General features: G+C 50.7%; 14 protein-coding genes. 11 read left to right on the plus strand and 3 right to left on the minus strand.

Going from position 1 to position 22,579, the window contains the following annotated elements; genetic code table 11:
* Positions 1 to 109 precede the first annotated feature (109 nt).
* Positions 110 to 1,132 (plus strand): LacI family DNA-binding transcriptional regulator, encoded by a 1,023-nt coding sequence (locus tag FC652_RS14455; protein WP_176299154.1) that lies wholly within the window; start codon positions 110 to 112, stop codon positions 1,130 to 1,132.
* A gap of 17 nt (positions 1,133 to 1,149) precedes the next feature.
* Here FC652_RS14455 and FC652_RS14460 read toward each other — a convergent pair whose 3' ends face one another.
* A complete protein-coding gene (locus FC652_RS14460) occupies positions 1,150 to 1,929 on the minus strand; it encodes a transporter substrate-binding domain-containing protein (protein WP_176299155.1) in 780 nt (259 codons plus the stop codon).
* 478 nt (positions 1,930 to 2,407) lie between these two features.
* Here FC652_RS14460 and FC652_RS14465 point away from each other — a divergent pair, with 478 nt between their 5' ends.
* The 6 genes from FC652_RS14465 to FC652_RS14490 all read left to right on the plus strand — a co-directional run bounded on the left by FC652_RS14465 (position 2,408) and on the right by FC652_RS14490 (position 11,549).
* Positions 2,408 to 4,045 (plus strand): ABC transporter substrate-binding protein, encoded by a 1,638-nt coding sequence (locus tag FC652_RS14465; protein WP_176299156.1) that lies wholly within the window; start codon positions 2,408 to 2,410, stop codon positions 4,043 to 4,045.
* A gap of 67 nt (positions 4,046 to 4,112) precedes the next feature.
* Positions 4,113 to 5,087, plus strand: coding sequence for an ABC transporter permease (locus tag FC652_RS14470; RefSeq protein WP_176299157.1), 975 nt, complete (start codon positions 4,113 to 4,115; stop codon positions 5,085 to 5,087).
* Positions 5,088 to 5,095: 8 nt separating this feature from the next.
* The gene (locus FC652_RS14475) at positions 5,096 to 6,088 is read left to right on the plus strand and encodes an ABC transporter permease (RefSeq protein ID WP_176299158.1); all 993 of its coding nucleotides are present in this window, start codon (positions 5,096 to 5,098) and stop codon (positions 6,086 to 6,088) included.
* Entirely contained in the window at positions 6,085 to 7,038 is a 954-nt protein-coding gene (locus FC652_RS14480) for an ABC transporter ATP-binding protein (RefSeq protein ID WP_176299159.1), read from the plus strand. The genes FC652_RS14475 and FC652_RS14480 overlap by 4 nt, the downstream gene beginning before the upstream one ends.
* Before the next feature lie 11 nt (positions 7,039 to 7,049).
* Positions 7,050 to 8,036, plus strand: coding sequence for an ABC transporter ATP-binding protein (locus FC652_RS14485; protein WP_043877424.1), 987 nt, complete (start codon positions 7,050 to 7,052; stop codon positions 8,034 to 8,036).
* Positions 8,037 to 8,099: 63 nt separating this feature from the next.
* Positions 8,100 to 11,549: a hypothetical protein gene (locus tag FC652_RS14490; RefSeq protein WP_176299160.1), complete on the plus strand. Its 3,450-nt coding sequence runs from the start codon at positions 8,100 to 8,102 to the stop codon at positions 11,547 to 11,549.
* 243 nt (positions 11,550 to 11,792) lie between these two features.
* Here the strand turns inward: FC652_RS14490 and FC652_RS14495 are convergent, their stop codons facing one another.
* Positions 11,793 to 12,803 carry a LacI family DNA-binding transcriptional regulator gene (locus tag FC652_RS14495; RefSeq protein ID WP_015727421.1) on the minus strand — a complete coding sequence of 337 codons (1,011 nt, stop codon included), beginning with the start codon at positions 12,801 to 12,803 and terminating at the stop codon, positions 11,793 to 11,795.
* A gap of 412 nt (positions 12,804 to 13,215) precedes the next feature.
* On the opposite strand from FC652_RS14495, the gene FC652_RS14500 reads away from it, so the two are divergent.
* From FC652_RS14500 to FC652_RS14510, 3 genes are all read left to right on the plus strand, one after another.
* Complete coding sequence (locus tag FC652_RS14500; RefSeq protein WP_176299161.1) at positions 13,216 to 15,063, plus strand: hypothetical protein; 1,848 nt, start codon at positions 13,216 to 13,218, stop codon at positions 15,061 to 15,063.
* 104 nt (positions 15,064 to 15,167) lie between these two features.
* Entirely contained in the window at positions 15,168 to 16,769 is a 1,602-nt protein-coding gene (locus tag FC652_RS14505; protein WP_176299162.1) for a glycoside hydrolase family 16 protein, read from the plus strand.
* 398 nt (positions 16,770 to 17,167) lie between these two features.
* The gene (locus FC652_RS14510; protein ID WP_176299163.1) at positions 17,168 to 18,451 is read left to right on the plus strand and encodes a carbohydrate porin; all 1,284 of its coding nucleotides are present in this window, start codon (positions 17,168 to 17,170) and stop codon (positions 18,449 to 18,451) included.
* Between the two features lie 167 nt (positions 18,452 to 18,618).
* On the opposite strand, the gene FC652_RS14515 is transcribed toward FC652_RS14510, so the two are convergent.
* Entirely contained in the window at positions 18,619 to 19,488 is an 870-nt protein-coding gene (locus FC652_RS14515; protein ID WP_108653443.1) for an AraC family transcriptional regulator, read from the minus strand.
* Between the two features lie 134 nt (positions 19,489 to 19,622).
* Here FC652_RS14515 and FC652_RS14520 point away from each other — a divergent pair, with 134 nt between their 5' ends.
* Positions 19,623 to 22,439 carry a glycoside hydrolase family 3 C-terminal domain-containing protein gene (locus tag FC652_RS14520; protein ID WP_176299164.1) on the plus strand — a complete coding sequence of 939 codons (2,817 nt, stop codon included), beginning with the start codon at positions 19,623 to 19,625 and terminating at the stop codon, positions 22,437 to 22,439.
* Positions 22,440 to 22,579: the final 140 nt, after the last annotated feature.

Below are 22,579 nucleotides of genomic sequence, written 5' to 3' on the forward strand. Positions count from 1 at the left end.
GATTGAGCTTGTTGAATGGGGAAACTATAGTAAAGTTGTGTGGCTAACTTCCGTGAATCGTGGAGATTTAGCCGATAAAGTGACCAGTTTTGAGCTTGCTGGATAAAAAATGAAAACCCAAAAAAAGAAAAAAAGAACCCCTTCCATCTACGACGTTGCCAAGTTGGCTGATGTGTCACCGAGCACGGTTTCCCGCTTTCTCAATCGCACCACTTATGTCTCGGATGACAAGAGTGATCGCATCGAAAAAGCGATCAAATCTCTCAATTACAAACCCAACTATCTGATGAGTCGAGACAAAAATACCCGCTCGATGACCATTGGTGTGTTGGTCCAGCACCCAGAAAGTCCCTACACCAGTCGTATTCTCAACGACATGGAAAAAGTGCTGAATGCCCAAGGTTACTCCTTGGTCATTGCCACCGGGCATTGGCAGCGCAGTTTAGAAACCCACGCTTTGGAGTATCTGGCCAAAAGCCATGTGGATGGGGTCATCATTGTGACCGGCAGCTTGAGCGAAGAGCAGATTTTGGCGTACGCCGAGCGCATTCCCGTGATTGCCGTGGGCTATCAAGTTTCGGGGCCCAATGTGCGCAGTGTGAACGTCGATAATGTGCTGGCGGGTTATATGGCCACGCTCCATTTGCTTCAGCAAGGGCACGTCAACATCGCCCATATTAAAGGATTGCTCAACCAACCTGACGCCGTTGCCCGCTTTGTCGGCTATAAAAAAGCATTGAAAGAAGCGGGAATCAAAGTGCAAGCCAAACTGATCAAACAAGGGGATTTTAGTAGTGAAACGGGCTATGAAAAAACCGTCGAACTGATCCAGTCTCGTCACTACTTTTCGGCCATTTTTGCTGCCAATGATCAAACCGCTTACGGGGCAATTAAAGCCTTGCATGACCATGGTTTGCGCGTGCCGCAAGATGTGTCCGTGATTGGCTTTGATGATCTGCCCGTCTCACAGTATTTCACACCTGCGCTTACGACCATGCGCCAACCGATAGAAGAGATTGGTGAAATCAGTGCGCGCAGCATATTAAACTTGCTCAATGGCGACCGTTCGCCACAACGCTTACCGCCGATCGAGCTGGTGGTGCGTGAATCCACTCAATCTAAATTTCGTTAGCCATTCAGCGCAGCAGGCTAACGTGATAAGTAGCGAGGTTGAAAGCCCTGCCAAACCGGACTGAGAGCAGGGTTCATCAGCTCAATCACTTGGCGCTGTTGCGGGTTCATTTGGTTTACGCTGCGCGCGTAATGTTTCTCATACAACAGTTGTAACGTCCCTGCCTGCTCCAGTTTATTGAGCGCAGCCGTCATATTTTTGTGGAGCGCTGGATGCTGTGGCGCCACGTAGAACACCACGGGGAGTGGGTAGTACAGCATGAGGCTAGGTTCAATGGCGAGTTTTTCACTGGCATGAGGGAATTCCTCTAATAAGCTTTGCGCTTCATTGATGCCCAGTGGAATGAAATCGCACAACCCTTCTTGCAGCAGCAAAAACATCTGTTCCAGTGAGCCTTTTTCCAACACCTGATAGCCGTTTTGGCGCAGTAAGTCGGCATCTGCCCAAGTCGCGGGAATGCCCGCCACCATCGCTTTTAGTTGCGTTTCTGCGGCGTTGGCAAAGTGGGCGGTGTCGGTGGCTCGAACCACCAAAACCCGACAACCTAAAATACCACCACACAGAGCGTGACTCACTTCGAGAAACTGCCCAGGGGCAAATTTTTGATTGCCAGCCACGGTGGTCAGCAGATCAATTCCGGTTTCAAACACACGTCCTTCATCTTCCGCATTGGGGTAGGCGGTGGTGTCTTCGAACATCGGCCAATAAGCGGACAATGCAGGCCGTAAAGCCTGTAAAACGTCCCGTTCGTGCTGTTGACGTGTCCAAGATTTATTGCCATTCCAAAATCGACTCATGTTGCTACGGCGCTCCGTTGGGTTGTCTGTCTCGTTTGAGTTTTCCGCTATCATTCCATGCGTAATATCAAAAAGAAAGCGGTTTCTTTTTGTGTGAGGTGAATGTTTGATTTGCGACAAAATCAGCGTTTGTGTGGGTGGATGGTCGTTAGGAGGAGAAAACGCTCCTCAGTTCACAAAATTCAATACGGCAATGAAAATATAACCAATTGATATATATGAAATTTTGTTATGTTACTTAATTGACCTTATATCTATCTCATTGATATTTAAGTATTAAATAGATGTGTGATCTATGGTTTGTTTTATCGACTTTGAGTTGAATATCACGCTTGAAAGAGGAAAAATCCCCACAAAGAAAGCGCTTTCTTTTTCGTTTTGACGCCATAGTGGTTGTTTTATGGCTGTCACCGCGAAAAATTTTTTATAACAACAAGAAAGCGCTTTCATGGGGTGTAACTAAAACAAGGACAATGTGATGCAAAAGAAAACTCTGCTCGCAACTCTCGCTGCCGGTCTTATGCTTTCTGCAACTGCTACAACAGCGGCTGAGATCAAACAGGGTGGTACGCTAACCGTGCCAATCATCAACACGGGGTTTGTTGATAACTTCAACCCGTATACCACCAAAGATCTGCTGCACGGCGTGATGTTTGAACCTCTAATGGTGTTCAACAACATGACCGGTGAAACGGATTTCCGTTTGGCAAAATCGGTCGCTTACTCGGACGATCTAAAAACCATTACTCTGACACTGCGTGATGGCTTGAAATGGTCTGATGGTTCACCGCTCACGGCAGACGACGTGGTCTACAGCTTCATGCTCACCAAAGACGCGCCAGCGTTTGACCAAAAAGGCATTTGGTCAGGCAAGAATCTCCAGACGATTACAGCCAAAGACGCCACAACGGTTGTGTTTACGCTGAACGAAGCGGATTCGACTTTTGTTTGGAACCTAGAGCGTTACCACATTGTTCCTAAGCACATCTGGTCAAAAGTGGAAGACCTAACCACCTTTACCAACCCAAATCCAGTGGGTAGCGGCCCGATGACCGTGGTGAAATACGTTAAACCGCAACAAATGGAATTGTGCCGCAACCCGAACTACTACCTTGAAGGTCGACCATACCTTGATTGCGTGAACTTCCGTTCTTACAACGACAACTCGCAAATTCAACCTGCGTTGATCAAAGGTGAAATCGACTGGGGTTCAAACTTCATTGCTGACGTGGAATCCACGTTTGTCGCGCAAGACAAAGCCAACAACCACTTCTGGTACCCAGCGAACGATGCGATTCACCTTTACGTCAACACCAAGAAAGCCCCATTTGATGATCTGCGTGTTCGCCAAGCGCTTTCTATGGCGCTTGACCGTGAAGCGATCGTTGATATTGCGGCGTATGGCTACCCAACGCCAAACTACAATGTTGGCGGCATTGGCGAACTGTACAAAACACACATCGATCCACAAATCTCGAAAAAATACGGCTATCTCACGCAATATGACGCTGAAAAAGCAAAACAATTGCTAGAAGAAGCGGGCATTGTTGACCGTAACGGCGACGGTTTCCGCGACAACAAAGATGGCTCAACTGTGCAGTTCGATATCGAAGTCGTTAACGGCTGGACCGATTGGATTCAAGTGGTGCAGATGGTGACGGAATACTTCGAAGAAGTCGGCATCAAAGCGAACGTGAAAACCGTTGACTGGGCAGTGTATGACGCCAACTTGAAAGAGAGCAAATACACCATGTCGATCAACTGGTCGATGGTCGCCACCAACCCAATTTTGGCTTACCAAGAGTACTTCGCGACATCGCGTATCGGCAAAACATGGCACGCGGGCCACGGTGTGAACTCGCCAGAGATCGACAAGTTGATTGAAAGCTTCGGCAAAATCGGCGATGCGAAGAAGCAAGAAGCGATCATTTCACAACTGCAGGAATACACGGCGGAAAACCTACCGTTCATTCCTCTGTTCTCTAACCCAACTTGGTTCCAATACAGCACCAAGAAGATTGTTGGCTGGCCAAATGCAGAAAACCCATATGTACAGCCAGTGTGGTATGACGGCGGTAAGCGCGTGATCATCCTCAACAACCTACACCTGAAATAAGGGATTTGTGTTTTCAATTGTTAGGAGTCACCGCCACGGTGGTGACTCCTAGGTTAAAAGGTGTGTTATGTCGTTTTTAGTTCGCCGTTTTGGCTTTTATTTTACTGCCTTCCTGATTGCGATTTCATTCAACTTTATGTTGCCGCGCTTGATGCCGGGGGATCCGGTGGATGCCCTCTTTGCCGCAGCACAAGGTCGAATGGACCCCGCTCAGATGGACGCAGTTCGTGAGATGTATGGTTTTGTCGATGGCAACCTGTTTGAACAGTATCTGGCTTACATGAAAAGCGTGTTTACGCTTGAGTTGGGCCCTTCGATACTGATGTTCCCTGTGAGCGTGTCGGATGTGATTGCCATGGCGCTGCCATGGACCATGTTCCTTGCGCTGGGCTCTTTGATTGTGGCGCTGATCATTGGTGTCAGTATTGGTACTTACGCTTCGTATCATCGTCAGGGCCTGTTTGGTCAAGTGGTGCCACCAGTGCTGGCTTTCATCAGTAACTTTCCTTATGTCGTCACCGCGCTACTGCTGTTCTACTTCTTCGGTTTGAAGATGGAATTGCTGCCGCTGGCGTACACCTACGACCCAGCGTTAGAGCCGGGCTTTAACCTGGAATTTATTGCCAGCGTTGCGAAACACGCGGTGCTTCCAGTGGGTTCGATGGTGGTGGTTGGCATCGCGACGTGGGTATTTAACATGCGCAACGCGATGATTAACGTGTTGGGTGAAGATTACGTCACCATGGCGGAAGCGAAAGGACTCAGCAGTTTTCGTGTGATGTACCGCTATGCTGGCCGCAACGCGATTTTGCCAGTGGCGACTGCCATTGCGATGGCGATCGGTTTCTCCTTCGCTGGCTCGATCATGACGGAAGTGGTGTTCAACTACCAAGGGCTTGGCAACATTCTCTTGAAAGGGATTGTGGCGCGTGACTACCCGCTGATCCAAGCCATCTTGTTGATTCTCGTGACGGCAGTACTCACGGCGAACTTTATTGCCGATCTGCTCTACGTCTGGCTTGACCCCCGCATTTCAAATTAAGGTGTACCATGGACAAGATAATCGATACTAATAAAGCGTCCGAACCAAGTGAAATGATTGCTCGTGAGCCTCGTTTCTCGTGGGAAAAGACGAAAAAAATACTGGGTAAAATTTACGCATTTTTCTATGGCAATCCGCCCGCCATTATCGGTGGTTTGTTGCTGACCATCATTCTCTGCGGTGCGCTGTTTGCGCCAGTATTGGCGACGCACAACCCAGAAAAGCGCGTTGCTCGCCCACATGTGGCACCAAACGCAGAATACGTGCTTGGCACCACACGCAGTGGTCGCGATGTCTACAGCCAAGTGCTGCACGGCGCGCGCAAATCACTCACGGTAGCGATCGCCGCGGGTGTGATTGCCATGAGCCTAGCGGTGATCATTGGTGTTTCATCCGGCTACTTCGGTGGCAAAATCGATGAGCGCCTTAACTTTCTGACCAACGTTTTTCTGGTGTTCCCACAGCTGCCCTTGCTGATTGTGCTCGCCGCCTTTCTTGGTCAAGTCGGCTCCTTAGTCATTACGGTTCTGCTCGGCATCACCTCCTGGCCGTGGGGGGCGCGCGTGATACGGTCGCAAACCATGGCGATTCGAAATAAAGAATTCATCATCTCCGCGGAAGTGATGGGCGAGTCAAAAATTCGCATCATCTTGGTCGAAATCCTGCCAAACCTTGTTTCCATCGTTTTCGGTGGCTTCTTAGGCACCGTGATTTACGCCATGGGCGCGGAAGCGGGCCTAGGCATTCTAGGCTTAGGTGACGCAACCGAAGTGAGTTGGGGCTCGATGCTTTACTGGGCGCAAACTTCCTCGTCACTCTACACTGGCGCATGGTGGGAGATGCTAGTACCCGCGTCTGCACTGGCGATTACTGGCGGTGCGTTGGCGCTGATCAACATGTCCATCGACCAAGTGAGCAACCCGAAACTGCGCACTGGCCCACACATCAAACTGTGGCATCAATTGAAAAAGCAAGCCGATAAACGCCGAGGTCTACTATGAGTCAGTTACTTGAAATCAATAACTTGTGCGTAGATTACGTCTCACCGAATGGCGTGGCGCGCGCCGTGAATAACGTTAGCTTAACCATCGCACCTGGGGAAACGCTCGGACTGGCTGGCGAATCGGGCTGTGGTAAAAGTACCTTAGCTTTCGCCATCTCGCGTCTGCACAAAGCGCCTGCGCTGATCTCGGAGGGGGAAATCCTCTACAAAGGGCAAGACGTGCTGAAGATGAACGATCGCCAATTGCGCGATTTTCGCTGGAACGATGTGTCGGTGGTTTTCCAGAGTGCGATGAACTCGCTCAACCCAGTGATCACCATTGGTGAGCAGCTTACGGATGTGATTTTGGCGCACCGTAAAATCCCTTACAAACAAGCTCATGAGCGTGCGGTGGAACTGCTGAAAGTGGTGGGGATCCACGGCGATCGCATGAGCAGCTTTCCGCACCAACTCAGTGGCGGTATGAGACAGCGTGTGGTGATTGCGGTTGCATTGGCGCTTGAACCGAAACTGATCATCATGGATGAGCCAACCACGGCGCTGGATGTGGTGGTTGAGCGTGAAATCCTCAACGAGCTGTACGAGCTCAAGAGCAAGTTTGGCTTCTCGATTTTGTTCATCAGCCACGATTTGAGTTTGATGGGGGAAATTGCCGATCGCATTGGCGTGATGTACGCGGGCAACCTGATTGAGCTGGGCGAGGCGAAGCAAGTGTTTGGTAATCCACAGCATCCTTATACCAAAGGACTTATCTCATCGTTCCCGACCATTCACGGGCCGAAAGAGCGCCTTTACGGTATACCGGGCAACCCAGTGAACCTGCTCAAGATCCCGACAGGGTGTAATTTCCAAGAGCGTTGCGGTGTCTGTGCGTTGGTTTGTAAGCAGCAAGACCCGCGTTTAATGCGTGCCGATAACGGCAGCCTAGTCTCGTGTCATTTGGTGTAGGGAGCGGAAACATGCAACAAGTAAACACACCTGAAGTGATTCTTTCGATCAAGAATCTGGTGAAAGATTTCCCGCTGGGCCAATCGGTCAAAAGCAATTTGATGCGCGCGGTAAACGATGTGTCGTTTGAGCTGCGCAAAGGTGAAGCGCTGGCGATTGTGGGCGAATCCGGCTCGGGCAAAAGCACAGGGGCACGTATTCTCACCCGCATCTACGAGAAAACCTCGGGGGAAGTGACGTTTAAAGGCCAGCCGCTGGCCGATTACATCAAAGAAAATGGCGAGCTGGAATACGCGCGCCAGGTGCAGATGATTTTCCAAGACCCCTTTGGTTCACTCAATCCGGTGCACACCATTTATCACCACATTGCGCGCCCGTTGCAGATCCACCAACGTGCCGATAAAGCGGCGATTCCTAAGTTAGTGTATGAACTGTTGGAACTGGTGGGTTTGTCACCGGCCAAAGAGACGGCGGAAAAATACCCGCACGAACTCAGTGGCGGTCAGCGTCAGCGCGTGGCGATTGCGCGTGCGATTGCTGTTGACCCTGAAGTGATTTTGGCCGACGAGCCCATCTCAATGCTGGATGTGTCTGTACGCCTAGGTATTTTGAACTTGATGGCGGATCTCAAAGACAAGCACGGTATCTCATTTATGTACATCACTCACGATATCGCAACCGCACGTTACTTCGCTGAGAAGACCGCGGTGATGTACGTCGGCCACATGGTGGAGTGGGGCGACAGCGATAGCGTGACGCAAAATCCGCAGCACCCATATTCGCAACTGTTGCTCTCGGCAGTGCCAGAAGTGGGCAAGGCGGGCAAACGCGAGCTGCAGGCGAAAAAAGGTGAAATTCCACTGTGGAAGCCAAGCAGTGTCGGTTGCCCATTTGCAGCTCGCTGCCTTAAAGCCACCGAGTTGTGTACGCGTTCTCTGCCAGAGCCGACGCAAATCGCTGACAACCACTTTGCTCGTTGCCATCACCTTGCTGGGTGATGGCCAGTTAACTTTTTAAAAAAAGCGAAAAAGAAAGCGCTTTCTTTTTGTTGGAATGAAATTATGAAGCTAGAACATCAAAAAAATCAGAACGTTGAAGGTTCGTTTGTCGATTTGCTCGGTGAGCGTTACTACAAAATTGCCCACGTTGACAAAATGGCCCCATTTTTCATTAGCGTGGTCTCGTCCAGCGACCATTGGCTGTTTATCTCATCAACAGGCAGTTTGTCGGCTGGCCGTATTCGTCCTGAAAATGCTCTTTTTCCCTACAAGTCTGTGGATCATATTCATGAAAGCGCGGAAAACACGGGCTCGAAAACCATTGTCCGCGTACAGCAAGATGGCCGTTGGGTACTGTGGGAACCGTTCAACCGTTTCCACGATGGCTTGTACCAAGTCGAGCGCAATCTCTACAAAAACAGCATTGGTGACAAAATCGTTTTTGAAGAGCTTAACTACACGTTAAAACTGAAATTCCAATACGCTTGGGCCAGCAGCGATGAGTTTGGCTTTGTTCGCCGCGCGCAAATCAGCGATCTCTCTGGTCAAGATCGTGAGCTGGATATTCTCGACGGTTTACAAAACCTGTTGCCATCGGGCGCACCATTGGCAGCGTTACAAACGCGCAGTGCCTTAGTGGATGCCTACAAGTGGAATGAACAAGTGGAAGGCACGTCACTGGCGCTTTACACCATGTACGCTAAGTTGAGTGACCGCGCAGAGCCTGCCGAATCACTGTTGGCGACCACGGTGTTTAGCATTGATAACGACTACGGCCAAATTCTTCTCAGCAGCGAACAGCTCGGTGCGTTCCGCTGTGGTGAGCCGATTGTCAACGAACCACTGACGCGTGGCGTGCGCGGCAGTTACTTGATCAACAAAACCATCAAGCTGCCAGCTGGGCAGAGCAAGCATTGGCTGATCGTCGCCGATATCGACAAAAACCATTGTGATGTGCGCGCTCTGGAGCAGCAACTTGCGACACCAGCGAATGTGGAACAGCAGATCGAGGCGAGCATCGCGCAAAATCAGCAAGAGTTGGTTGCTCTGATGTCCGGCGGTGACGCATGGCAAGTGACTGCAGAAGAGACCACGTTTGTGCACCACTACGCCAACGTACTGTTCAACAGCATGCGTGGCGGCGTGATTGAAAACAACTACCAGCTCGACAAGCAAGATGTGCTGAAAACCATGCGCAAAACCAATCAACAGGTGGTGGCGCGCCAGCAAACCTTCTTTGCCGACCTGCCTGAGAGCTTTACTCATGCAGAGTTGGTTCGTCTGGCAAAGCTCACTGGTGATGCGCAGTTGGTGCGTTTGAGCTACGAATACTTGCCACTGACGTTTGGCCGTCGTCATGGTGACCCAAGCCGTCCTTGGAACCACTACGAAATCAAACTCAAAGATGACAAAGGTGAGCGTTTACTCTCTTACCAAGGCAACTGGCGCGACATTTTCCAAAACTGGGAAGCGTTGGCGCTGAGCTATCCGCGGTTCATCTCTTCATTCATGGCGAAGTTTGTTAACGCCTCAACCATGGATGGCTACAACCCGTATCGCATCACCAAAGAGGGTATCGATTGGGAATTGCTGGAAGCGGATGATCCGTGGAGCAACATCGGTTACTGGGGCGATCACCAGATCATCTATTTGCTCAAATTCCTCGAGTTGGCGAAGAAATATCAGCGTGAAGAGCTCAGCGAGCTGCTCACCAGCGATCTGTTTAGCTACGCCAATGTGCCTTACGAGTTGTGTGGCGTGGACAAGTTGTTCGCCAATCCAAAAGACACGGTGTCGTTTAACCACGAACTGCAAAAGCGTATCGAAGAAAAAGTGGCGAAGCTGGGCAGTGATGGCCGTTTGATCCTCGAAGGGGAAGACAGCGTTTACATGGTGAACTTGTGCGAAAAAGTGTTGGTGCCTTTGCTGTCGAAACTGAGCAATTTGGTGCTGGATGGGGGGATTTGGCTTAACACTCAGCGTCCGGAATGGAACGATGCCAACAACGCGATTGTCGGCAATGGCCTTTCGATGGTGACTTTGTATTACATGCGTCGTTATGTGGCCTTCTTGCAGGGATTAATGAGTGAACTGCCGTCCTCTGTCTCGATGTCGAAAGAAGTGTTTGATTGGATGCTCTCCATCACCCGCATTCTGCAAGACGCGACCAAAGAGATCCGCCAAGGCACGGTGAATCGTCAAACACGCAAAGCAATGTTGACGCTGCTTGAAAAATCGGCCGATGAGTTCAGACAGCGTGTCTACCGCATGAATGGTTTCTCAGGCAAAACCAAAGTGGAGAAAAGTGCACTCGAGAAACTGTTGGAAGCGAGCCTTGTGGTGCTTGATTCGAGCATCGAAAACAACTTGCGTGAAGATGGTTTGTACAACGCCTACAACATCCTGACTTACTCGGGTGAAAGCTTAAATATCGAAAATCTCTACCCAATGCTGGAAGGGCAAGTGGCGGTATTGAGTGCGGGCGTGCTGACACCAAAACAAGCCGTTGAGTTGTTAGACAAACTGTTTAGCAGCGATATGTACCGTGACGATCAGCAAAGCTTCATGCTCTACCCAGACCGCGAACTACCGGCGTTTGTCGCGCGCAACCGCATTGCGCCTGCGCAAGTGGAAACCAACCGTGTGATCAGTGACATGCTGGCCAAGGGCGATCAACGCATTGTGCAGCGCGACATTCAAGGCGATTGCCATTTCCACGCCGCGTTTGAAAACGTCGATGGCCTGCGCAAAGCGGTCGCACAAGTGAAAATGGACTACCCAGAGCTTAGCAAAGAGCAGTGGGACGAACTCGATGCCCTTTATGAGCAGGTGTTTAACCACCGCGCCTTCACCGGCCGCTCTGGCACCATGTTTGGCTACGAAGGTTTGGGCTGTATCTACTGGCACATGGTTTCTAAACTGCTGCTGGCAGTACAAGAAAACTACCAGTTTGCATTGGAACAAGACGCAAACAGCGAAGAAACCAAGCAGTTGGCGCACTACTACTACCGCGTTCGTCAGGGCATTGGCTTTAACAAAACGCCACAAAATTACGGCGCGTTCCCAACCGACCCATACTCGCATACGCCAAAGCACGCTGGTGCGCAGCAGCCTGGCATGACGGGCCAAGTGAAAGAAGAAGTGCTAACGCGTTTTGCCGAACTGGGTATTGAGGTTAACGCGCAGCGCATTGGTCTTCAGCCAACGCTATTGAGAAAGCAAGAGTTCCTCACACAAGCTACCACCTTTAGCTGTTTGAGCGTCTCGGGTGAGAAGCGCAGCTACGTGGTGGAAGCGGGGCAGTTAGCCTTCACTTACTGCCAAGTGCCGTTTATTTACCAGCTCAACGAGCAGGATACAGGGCACATTGAAGTGATGATGAGTGACGACAGCGTGCAGTTGTTTGAGCAACTTGAGCTTGATGAGCGCATCAGCCAAGCAATTTTCGCTCGCACTGGCGAGGTGGAAAAAGTGGTGGTGAGCTTGCCGGAATCGATGCTGTATCGCGGTTAATCACTAAGCGCTAATGGCTAATCGTTAAGCTTTAAGCGCTTAGCCAACTAGCCACTCAAACAGAAACCTGGCCTCGCGATAGAGGCCAGGTGAGAGACATAAAGAACCCCACCTTTTGGTGGGGTTCTTTATTCCGTGTGTCAGTCACGAAAGTCAGCGCAGAAACCAGTAAGCAGAGTCAAGGCGCAGGGAAGCTCTCTACGGATTTCGCTGACGACAAGGATTGCGAGAGTCGAGCTTGCGCTACTTGGCCGCCGCTTGATGTGGTTTCACCGAATCTCGCACCACCAGTTCTGGCGTTAGCTTGTGCTTTAATGGGTAACTCTGTTTATTCACCAAAGCCAAGACCCCTTTGGCAGCTTCGCAGCCCATTTCCATCACCGGGAAGTTCACCGTGGTTAAGCGTGGGCGAATGTGCTGGCTGTGGGTATCGTTATCAAAACCGACCACAGAGAGATCGTCGCCAATCGCCAATCCGCGTTCTGCGGCCACGTCATAAACCGCGAGGGCAATGTTGTCGTTTTGGCAGAAAATGGCGGTGATTTGTGGATCGCGATCGAGCAGACGGCGCGCCGCTTCGTGGTTGCCTTGATGGTCAAAACGCCCTTCGACAATCAAATTGGCATCATAGGCAATACCAAACTCAGCCAGTGCATTGCGATAACCTTGTAAGCGATCGCGGCTGTCGCCTTTGCTTAGCTGGCCAGTAATGCACGCCACTTTGCTGTGGCCATGTTCCAGCAGGTGCTTAGTCGCCAAATACCCACCGAGTTCGTTATCGATAAAAATGCAGTGATCGGCAATTTCAGGAATGTAGCGGTTCAACACAATCGTGGCGTTTTGACGCTCAACCACTTCAATCAGTTCATCATCAGAGAGCTTATCGGAATGCACAATCAAACCGTCCACCTGCTTTGAGCGCAGGAAGTTGATCGAATCTTGCTCTTTGGTGTGAGACTCCTGACCACTGGTGACGATCAAGTGAATGTTGTTTTGTCTTACCGTGTCTTCGGCATGGTGCATCAGTGGGCCATAAAACGGGCCGTCTAGCGAGCCGACCAACATGCCAATGCTGTTAGAACGGCTAGATGCCAGCGCCTGAGCAAAGGCGTTTGGTTTGTAGCCGAGCTTTTCAATCGCTTCGAAGACTTTTTTGCGATTGGCTTCTTTGACCGTTGGATGGTTATTGAGTGCTCTTGAAACCGTTGATTGAGAGACATTCGCCAGCTCGGATACTTCTTTAATGGTGATCAATGGAACTCCCCTTATATTGCCTTTTGAGTTCAAGCGGACAGTGTACCTGCGCGATGTTCTCTCGCCTAGAATTCTGGTAGCGAAGATAGCAAAACTCTGAACTGCATAACGCCCTGCGAGAACGGATGTTCACGCTTTGAGCAATTTAACCGTGTTGCAGGGGATTATAATGTGATCCATGCACAAAGAAAGCGCTTGCTTGTTGGTGGCGCTCACGTTTTTCATCCTTATTTGTTTCTAGAATGGTTTTATCGACGGAGAACATTGTGAACTATGGGTTTGTCAATGTTATTTCTGTCGCTTAGCGAGAGCGCTCTGTCTTCTTGGGTCGTTTTCTCGCTCTTTTTTTAAAACAGAAAGAAAGCGCTTTCTTTCTGTTTTTGTTCCAATCCATAACGTAAGGACACAAAGAATGAATCTGATGAAAAACATCATCAAGTCCGCGTTACTGCTCGGTTTTTCTAGCTTGTTGGTCGCGTGCGGAAGTGACAGCAAAACAGAAGCAGACAGTAATACCGGAACGCCAAATGAAGTCGTGCTTGCGCCTCAGCCAGCGCCAGAGGGCAACTACCCAACTGCGCGCAATGGTGAGCCGTTGCTGGGTAATGCCAATTATCCCGCCATTTCTTATGGCGCATTTCGCACCACCGAGCGTACCGAAGCCAATGTGCCTTCGGTTGCTGAACTGAAAGAAGATCTTCGCTTAATGGAAGCGATGGGCATCAAAGTGCTGCGCACCTACAACACCCAAGGGTTCAGCGATACGGCGAATCTGTTGATCGCCATTGATGAACTGATGGCGGAAGATGAAAACTTTGAAATGTACGTGATGCTGGGCATTTGGATTGATGCGCTGAACTCATGGACAGGCAACACTATCGACCCGACACAAAACAACCCAGCAAACTATGCTGAAGTGGCGAAAGCGATTGAGATGGTCAATGCCTACCCTGAGATCATCAAAGTGCTGGCGGTGGGGAATGAGGCGATGGTGCATTGGGCGCCTTACCACGTGACGCCAACCATCATTCTTGAGCATGTCGACACGCTGCGCGAGAAACGCGATAACGGCGAGATCCCTGCGAACGTTTGGATCACCAGTTCTGACAACTTCGCTTCTTGGGCTGGGCAAGGTGACTACAACCATCCGGATCTTGCTAAGTTGGTGGAAGCGGTTGACTACATTTCACTCCACTCTTACCCGTTCCACGACACTCACTATGCGAATGCGTTTTGGTTGGTGCCAGAAGAAGAGCAAAGCCTGACTACGATTGAAAAAGTCGATGCGGCGATGCTGCGTGCCAAGCAACATCTGCTTTCTCAGGTAAAACTGGTGCAAGACTACCTGGCGGGCCTTGGCGTGAACAAGCAGATCCACATCGGTGAAACCGGCTGGGCGTCAGAAACCAACGTTATGTATGGCGATGAAGGCTCGAAAGCGGCGGACGAATACAAGCAAAAAGCGTTTTTCGATTTGATGCGTGCTTGGTCGCAAGAGTTTGGCGCGTCACTGTTCTTCTTCCAAGCCATTGATGAGCCATGGAAAGGCGCTGCGGATAATCCGGGGGATTCTGAGAAACACTTTGGCCTGATTGACATCAACGGCAATGCCAAATACGTGATTTGGGATCTGGTTGACGCCGGCGCGTTCGACGGCATCACTCGCGCGGGCTTGAACATTGTGAAAAGCCACGGTGGTGTGGAACAAAACGTATTGGACAGCGTGCTTGCGCCCAATGCCAAACCCGTGGTTGATCAACCGTCTGACGCCGATCAATTCATTGTGCTCGACAGCGCCTTGCTGACTGGCGGTGAAGCGATTGCATGGGAAGGCACGGCGTACCTCGCCGCAGAGGCCGGAGTGCTGACGCTTACCACGCCACCAACGGCGGGTACCGCAAAAGATTGGGGCTGGGGAGCTGGCGTTGTGTTGGCGGGTCAAGCCGGTGCGAACCTGACGGGCTTTGAAAATGGCAGCCTAGCGTTTGAGATCAAAGGCACCACAGGTTCTGTGCTCAACATCGGTTTTCAAACGGGTTTATGGGGTAACAACGATCGCCCGCAAACCAATAACTTTGTGGTGTTTGGCCCAACAGGCCGTGCCATTAGTACCGAATGGACAGCTTACACCATCCCAATGAGCGAGCTGATCAAAGGCAACCCCGACTTTAGTGACGTTACTTCGCTGATCTACTTCAGCGGCACTGCCGACATTGATGGCGGCGTTGTGGAAGTGCGCAATGTGGTCTTCAACAAATAATCGTTTATCCGCGACGAAGGGCTATGCCAGTGGCATAGCCTGTTTGCCGTTCAGCGGATCCAACACCGACAATGCAGTCACGGGGCATCCCGTGCGGAGGAATTATGACATCGAACAATCGTAATCGAATTAACCAGCTTGCTTTGGCCGTTTCTCTTGGCCTTTTGGCGGGCTGCAGCCAAACTGGCGACAGCGCATCCGCAACCGATTTTGTCCAAACCAAAAAGCCTGTGATGCTACAGGATCAACCTACGCCGCCAAGCGATCAGTGGCAATTGGTGTGGGCCGATGAGTTTGACGGCGACAAAATCAACAAGCGCAACTGGAGTTTAGAAGAGAACTGCTGGGGCGGCGGCAACAACGAGCAGCAGTGTTATACCAAGCGCAGTCGCAATGCTTTTGTGCAAGATGGCTATTTGCATATCGTCGCGCACAAAGAGAGCTACAGCGGCCCAGACAATCCAGAGGGTAAAGTCGGCGCTGGTGCCAACAAAACCTTGCCATTTACCTCCGCGCGTTTGCGCACCAAAGGCAAACGCGACCACAAATATGGCCGTTTTGAAATTCGCGCCAAACTGCCATCAGGGCAGGGAACGTGGCCAGCGATTTGGATGCTGCCGACCGACAACAAATACGGCACTTGGGCGGCCTCTGGTGAAATCGATATCATGGAAGCGGTTAACCTGAAAGCGCAATCCGATGCGCCAGGAGCACAAGCGGGTGATGGTGAAAATCGCATTTACGGCAGCCTGCATTATGGCAAAGCATGGCCAGATAATGTCTACAGTGGGCAAGGCGCGTCACTGCCGAACAACATCAACCCTGCTGATGACTTCCACACCTACGCGATTGAGTGGGAAGAAGGGGAAATTCGTTGGTACGTCGACAACATTCACTACGCGACACAAACGCAAGATGAGTGGTACAGCCAATACAAAGTCGATGGTGCTCTGGTCAACGCCAAAGGCGCAGCGCCGTTTGATGAACGTTTCCATTTGCTGCTCAACCTTGCCGTGGGCGGCTCTTGGTCGGCCAATGCCAACCAAAAAGGGATAGATAAATCGGACTTTCCGAAAACCATGCTGGTGGATTATGTGAAAGTATATCGCTGCTCGGCAGATCGCTGGAAAGGCAAAGGCTGTGCGACCATCGGTGAGCAAGCGGTGAAGGTCAAAGGGCATCAAGCTCCGACGATTTTGGCGCAAGATGACCGCTACGCTGATGGGCCAAACCTAGATATTTTCTCCGAAAGCCTCAACAGCAACTTGGCGTACGGCAGTTACGATCCAATGGACATTGTTTCGCACCAAGAAGTGGCCGATGGTGATCACGGCCAAGTGCTGAAAATCACCAAGCAAAATGGCGCGGGTAACCTTTATTTCCGCTCACCCACCACCGACGTGAGCCATTGGTTAGAGAGTGGTGAATTGATCTTTGATATCAAAGTGGAGTCGATGACCGACGGCAGTGAGTTGATGGTGAAGATCGACAGTGGCTGGCCAAAAACCAGTGACATGACGGTGGCACTACCACCGATTGGTCAGTGGGGTGAAGTGCGCATCAAACTGGCGGATCTCTTAGCGCAGTCCAACCGCTTTGTTGCAGGTAATCAAGCCGATCCTAAAATGATCAACAACTTACTGGTGTTTGAACCGACTGCCGCGATGACGTTCAGTTTGGATAATATTCGTTTCGAAAAGCGCTAACTGACACAGAATGGCCCAAGCTCGTGGTGAAAATCACGGGCTTTTTGTTTTTTAGGGCATTTTTAAGGCACTTTTCGTTTTTTAAGGCACAAAACGGCTTGAAAGTGTTTCTTTCTTTCTTTCTTTCTTTCTTTCTTTCATTGATAAGCGAAATATCAATTTGTGATGAATGCCCGAGAAAGCGCTTTCTTTGATGAGGCTGATCACGGTTTTATCTTAGACGATCCTTTTATACTTCTCTTGCACTGAACAAGGCGGTTGAGGCTCTTAATTTATTAGCTTCATTGCATAGTTGAACGTGAATTCTTGGTTTGCGTTCGTCATCGATGTTCAGTTTTTTTATAAATAATAAAGAAAGCGCTTTCTTTTAAGGGCTAATGATGGAACATGGAGTTAATATGAAACTTTCTAAGCTTACCCTCGCTTGTCTAGTTGCGACTGCGGGCCTATCCGCTGCACCTGTTGTTCATGCTGAAAAATCAGATGGTTTTGAGTTCCACGGTTACTTCCGTGCGGGCGCACTGTACAGCAAGAATGACGATTTCAAACGTTCAAAATTCCCAGCATCTAAAGAGCGTCTAGGCCGCTTGGGTATTGAATCGGACAACCATTTTGAGCTTGCGCTACAGAAAAACTTTGAAAACGATGATGGCCAAAAAATTCGCATCAAAACGCGTGTAGGTGCCGATAACGCACAGTCAGCTGGCAACAACCAGCTTGGCACCAACGCAGATGCGGCGAACAGCAGCATCGGTATGGTAGAAACCTTCGTTGAGTTTGATGGCGTGACTGAAACTGGCACGCTTTGGGGCGGTACGCGCTTCTACGGCAAAGACAACTACATCTTCATGACCGACTTCTTCTACACCGACATGTCGGGTACCGGTGTGGGTATCGAAGGCGTTCAACTGGGTGATTACAAGTGGGATTTCGCGTATGTCGCCAGTGATAACGCAGAAGATTCATTCTGGGCAACCGATTCGAACAACCCAATGCACGCGGTGCACGTAGGCGTTGATTTTGATGGTGTAGAACTGCACGCTATGGGTAAATACCTACCAGACAACTTTGTCGATGGTACAGAATACGCCAGCAATGGTGTCGAGATGACCGCGATTGTTCATTCAGACAAAGTGTTTGGTCTATCAGACAAAGGCTTTACCAAGTACATCGCTCAGGCAGGTAAAGGCCTTGGCTCTGGTCAGCTACTTGGCGGCACGCTCACCACTTACAACGCATGGAAACCAGGCAATGGCGCGTTGGAAGGCCCTTCTAAAATGAAGAAAGTGGAAAGCGGTGATGTCTCTGCGCGTGCATTGGTATGGGGTGGCTACTTCTTTGAAAATGGCGTGAGCATCTTCCACTCTATCCAAGGTCAATACAACGATCTCGACAACGGCGGCAAAGACAGCTGGGCATCGGCGATGATTCGTCCATCATTCCCAGTGGCGCAAAACTTCTTCATCGCGACAGAAGCGGGCTTCCAGTACAACAAATGGGAAGACGCAAACGGCGTGGGTGACGATGCCACTAACTACAAACTGACGGTTGCACCAACCATTATCGTTCCTACGGGTTTTGGCCCAGCACCTGAAATCCGTTTCCTTGCCACATACCTAGACGGATCAATGCGTGACAAAGCAGACATCCTTGTGGGTATCCAAGCGGACATGTGGTGGTAAGCCACCTGTAGGGTAATGGGAGAGATTACCCAGTAGGGAGTGGCACTTTAGGGGACCGCCACTCCCAGTTTGGCAACAGGCAAGTCGAGCAATACGGGGGAACTTGTTTTTGTTGCATGAATGCATGCCACTGCCATTCATTACGCCGCTGACAACAGCGGCTTTTTTCATTTCGGCTGCCGAGCGTATTGGCGAGGGCTTAGGCCAAACTTCTGCTTAAAGCACTTGGAAAAATAGTTGCTATCACTAAATCCACACTGCTCTGCTACGTGTTGAATCGACATACCAGCTTCGTTATTCAAGAGATCGCGCCCGTAATTGAGCTGCATTTCACGCAAATACAAGTTGGGAGAGGTGTTGAGAAACTGCTTAAACAGCCGCTCCAATTGGCGTTGGCTGACAAACGCTGCTTGAGCGACATCCCCACTGTGGATCTCGCCGTCGGCGAAATGCTGCTCAATAAAAATCAGTGCGCGGCTGAGCGCCAGCGTGGTGTTGGGCAGATCGTGCGTTTGCTGCTGATACATGCGCGCAAGGGTGATGACCAATTGCTGCATCAAACTGGTGAGCATGGTTTCAAAGCCGCTTTCCCCTTGTTGATATTCGTGGCGAATCGCCTTAATCAACTGTGTGATTAACGGCTGTTGCTCGTCGTTGAGGGTGAGCTTGGCGCGGTATTCGCCGGTTTGGCGGGCAATCGGCTCAACCTTAAACATCGCCTGATAACCGGAGAGTTTTCTCAATGAGGGCGTTTCGAAAAATGGCGTACCCGCTTCAAACATCAAATTGATGATTTCCAGCCGATCGACATCCTGAAAGGCGTGTTCAATATCGCCGTTGATCACAAACACATCCCCAGCAGTGAGTGGATAGACATGAGAAGCAACAAGGTGGTTGCCTTTGCCACTCACCACCAAAAACAGCTCAGAAAAATCGTGTTTATGCAGGCCAAAATCGCTGTGATGGTGGCCATCAACGTAAGCAAATTTGAAGTGGGGATAGCGAAGATGATGTTGCAACTGATAGGTGATGCTCATGTCGCTATTTTCCTTTTATTGGTCGGTATATTGGTAGAATTGCGCACTTGGCAAGCTTACACTGAAGCTCAATCAATGAGAATGCCGCAGGCAAAAATAAGGCCAAGATAAGGCAAGAAGAGGGCGATAAAGCGATGAGAAATCCAGCGATAGAAAAAGCGCAGCAAGCACTGGTGTCAGTGAGCCGACAAGCCGCGGCAGAAGGCATCGTGCTGCTGAAAAATGATGACCAAGCCCTGCCGATTGAACCATCGCAGGTGCTCTCTTTGTTTGGCCGTTGCCAGATGGATACCTATCGCAGTGGCACGGGCTCTGGTGGTGCGGTGAACGTGCCTTATGCGGTGAATGCATTGCAAGGTTTACAAGCCAACCCCACGATTCAACTCAATACTTCGTTAGTCGCCCTGTATCAAGATTGGCTAGCCCACCATCCGTTTGATGATGGCGGCGGTGGCTGGGCGGCAGAGCCATGGTTTCAATATGAAATGCCACTGACCGACGAGGTGGTGGCGCAGGCAGCATCGCAGTCAGACAAAGCGATCGTGTTTATTGGCCGCACTGCCGGTGAAGATAAAGATTACGCCGATGAAGCCGGCAGCTACCGCTTAACCGAGCTGGAAACGGACATGCTAACTAAGGTGTGCCGTCACTTTACGTCGGTGATCGTGGTGATGAACGTGACCAATATTATCGATATGTCGTGGTTAACTGACCTTGAAAACCATCAAGCGATCAAAGCGGTGCTCTACAGCTGGGCAGCGGGGATGGAAGGGGGCCACGCGCTGGCCGATGTGCTCTCTGGCGCTGTTTCACCCAGTGGTCGTTTGACCGATACCATCGCCTATCGTTTGCAAGATTACTCTTCATCTGCCCATTTTGGCCGCAAAGACTTCAATCTCTATGTTGAAGATATTTACGTCGGCTATCGCTACTTTGAAACCTTTGCCCCAGAGGCGGTGCAGTTTGAGTTTGGTGCGGGCTTATCTTATACCCAATTTGAACGCCGTTTGGTGCAGTGCTCTAGTGACGTGGCCGATGCTGGCGGCGATCTCACCACTGCCAACGCGCTGACGTTTGATATTGAGGTTCGTAATGTCGGCCAACAATTTAGCAGCAAAGAAGTGGTGCAACTCTATGTGGAAGCGCCGCAAGGAAAACTCGGCAAACCCGCACGTGTGCTGTGTGGTTTTGATAAAAGCGATGAAATTGCACCGAATGGCCGAGAAAGAGTGCAAATTACTGTGCCGTTATGGGCTTTGGCTTCCTATGACGACAGCGGCGTGACAGGGCACAAAAACAGTTATGTGTTGGAAGCGGGTGAATACCGTTTCTACCTTGGGGGGAGCGTACGCCAAGCCGAGCTGCTTGATGCCGTTTGGCAACTCGACCAACTGCGGGTGCTAGAAACCCTTGCAGAAGCCTGTGCCCCAACGCGTGAGTTTGAACGCCTAGTGCCCGCCGAGCGCCAAGCCAATGGCGTCTATCAAACTGGCTATCAGCCCGTGCCATTGCGTACGGTGGATTTGGCGCAGCGAATTGAAGCCAACTTGCCGCCAACCTATGCTTTTACGGGCGATCAAGGGATTAAGTTGGCCGATGTTGCCCAAGACCAAGCCGATTTAGAAGCCTTCATTGCCCAACTGACGCCAGCGCAATTGGCGACTCTTGTCCGTGGAGAAGGCATGTGCAGCCCGAAAGTGACACCGGGTACGGCGGCGGCGTTTGGCGGGGTGTGTGACTCGCTGTTTGAGCTGGGCATTCCGGTGGCCGCGGCGGCCGATGGTCCGTCTGGGATTCGTATGGACAGTGGCCATCAAGCGACCCAAGTGCCGATTGGAACGCTGCTTGCCTGCACGTGGAACTCGTCGCTCAATCAGCAGTTGTATTATCTGGTTGGCCAAGAATTGCAAGCGTACCAAATCGATACGTTACTTGGCCCAGGCATCAATATTCATCGCCACCCACTCAATGGCCGTAATTTCGAATATTTCTCCGAAGACCCGTTATTAACGGGTTGGATTGCGGCGGCGCAAACCACAGGTTTAAAACAAGCGGGCGTTTCTGGCACCATCAAACACTTTGCGGCCAACGATCAAGAAATCGCACGCGTGGATGTGGACAGCGTGATGTCGCAGCGCGCGCTGCGTGAAATCCACATCAAGCCGTTTGAAATGGCGGTGAAGTATGGTCAGGCGTCCACCATCATGACTTCCTACAATCCGGTCAACGGCCATTGGGCAGCGTCCAATTATGATCTCAACACCACCATTTTGCGTGGTGAATGGGGCTACACCGGCATTGTGATGACCGACTGGTGGGCAAAAATGAATCACCCCGTTGACGGGGGCGAAGAGAGTAAGCGCTTCACTGGCTACATGCTACGAGCGCAAAATGATCTCTACATGGTGGTGGAAAACGACGCCGCCGAGCGCAACCCGATGGACGACGACACATTGCAAGCGTTAGCGCAAGGTGAGTTGACGTTAGGCGAGTTGCAACGCAGCGCGATGAACATCTGCCGCTTTATTTTGCAAGCGCCTGTGATGCAAAGACCGCTGCAGGCGTATCAAGCGGTGAAACCTTTTGCGCCACTTTCGGCACAGGCGCGTCACGCCGTGCCTGAATCGGCCCCCATCTGTTTTGCGGATCAAACCATCGAACTCAACAGCCAAAGCGCCAGCCAGTGTTTGTTGCAGGTAGAACACAGCGGCACCTACCTTTGTTTTGCTCAGATGGCCTACGATCGAGAAGCGTTGGCGCAATCGTCTTGCAGTTTGAGTATCAATGGTGAGTTTGCTATGTCACTGCCGACCAATGGTACCAACGGGCAGAGTGTCAAAGTGGAAGGTCGAGCGATCTCTCTGTCATCGGGTGTGTACTGGCTAGAGAGCCAATTTGTGAAAAAAGGCGCAGTGTTGCAAACCTTACGCTTTGAGCGACAAGCGCAATAAGCGCCGCCAGTTTGCACCACATTTAGCCATGAATTTTGTGTGTCTTTTTGCGCAGTTCCTATACAATAAGGCACACATTTCAAATCATCATTTTTGACTGCTCTGCAACCCTTTTGTGGAGCAGTTTTTCGTTTTTCCGA

Origin of the sequence: Vibrio sp. 05-20-BW147 (assembly GCF_013369385.1) — a bacterium.
In the GTDB taxonomy this organism is placed as follows: domain Bacteria; phylum Pseudomonadota; class Gammaproteobacteria; order Enterobacterales; family Vibrionaceae; genus Vibrio; species Vibrio floridensis.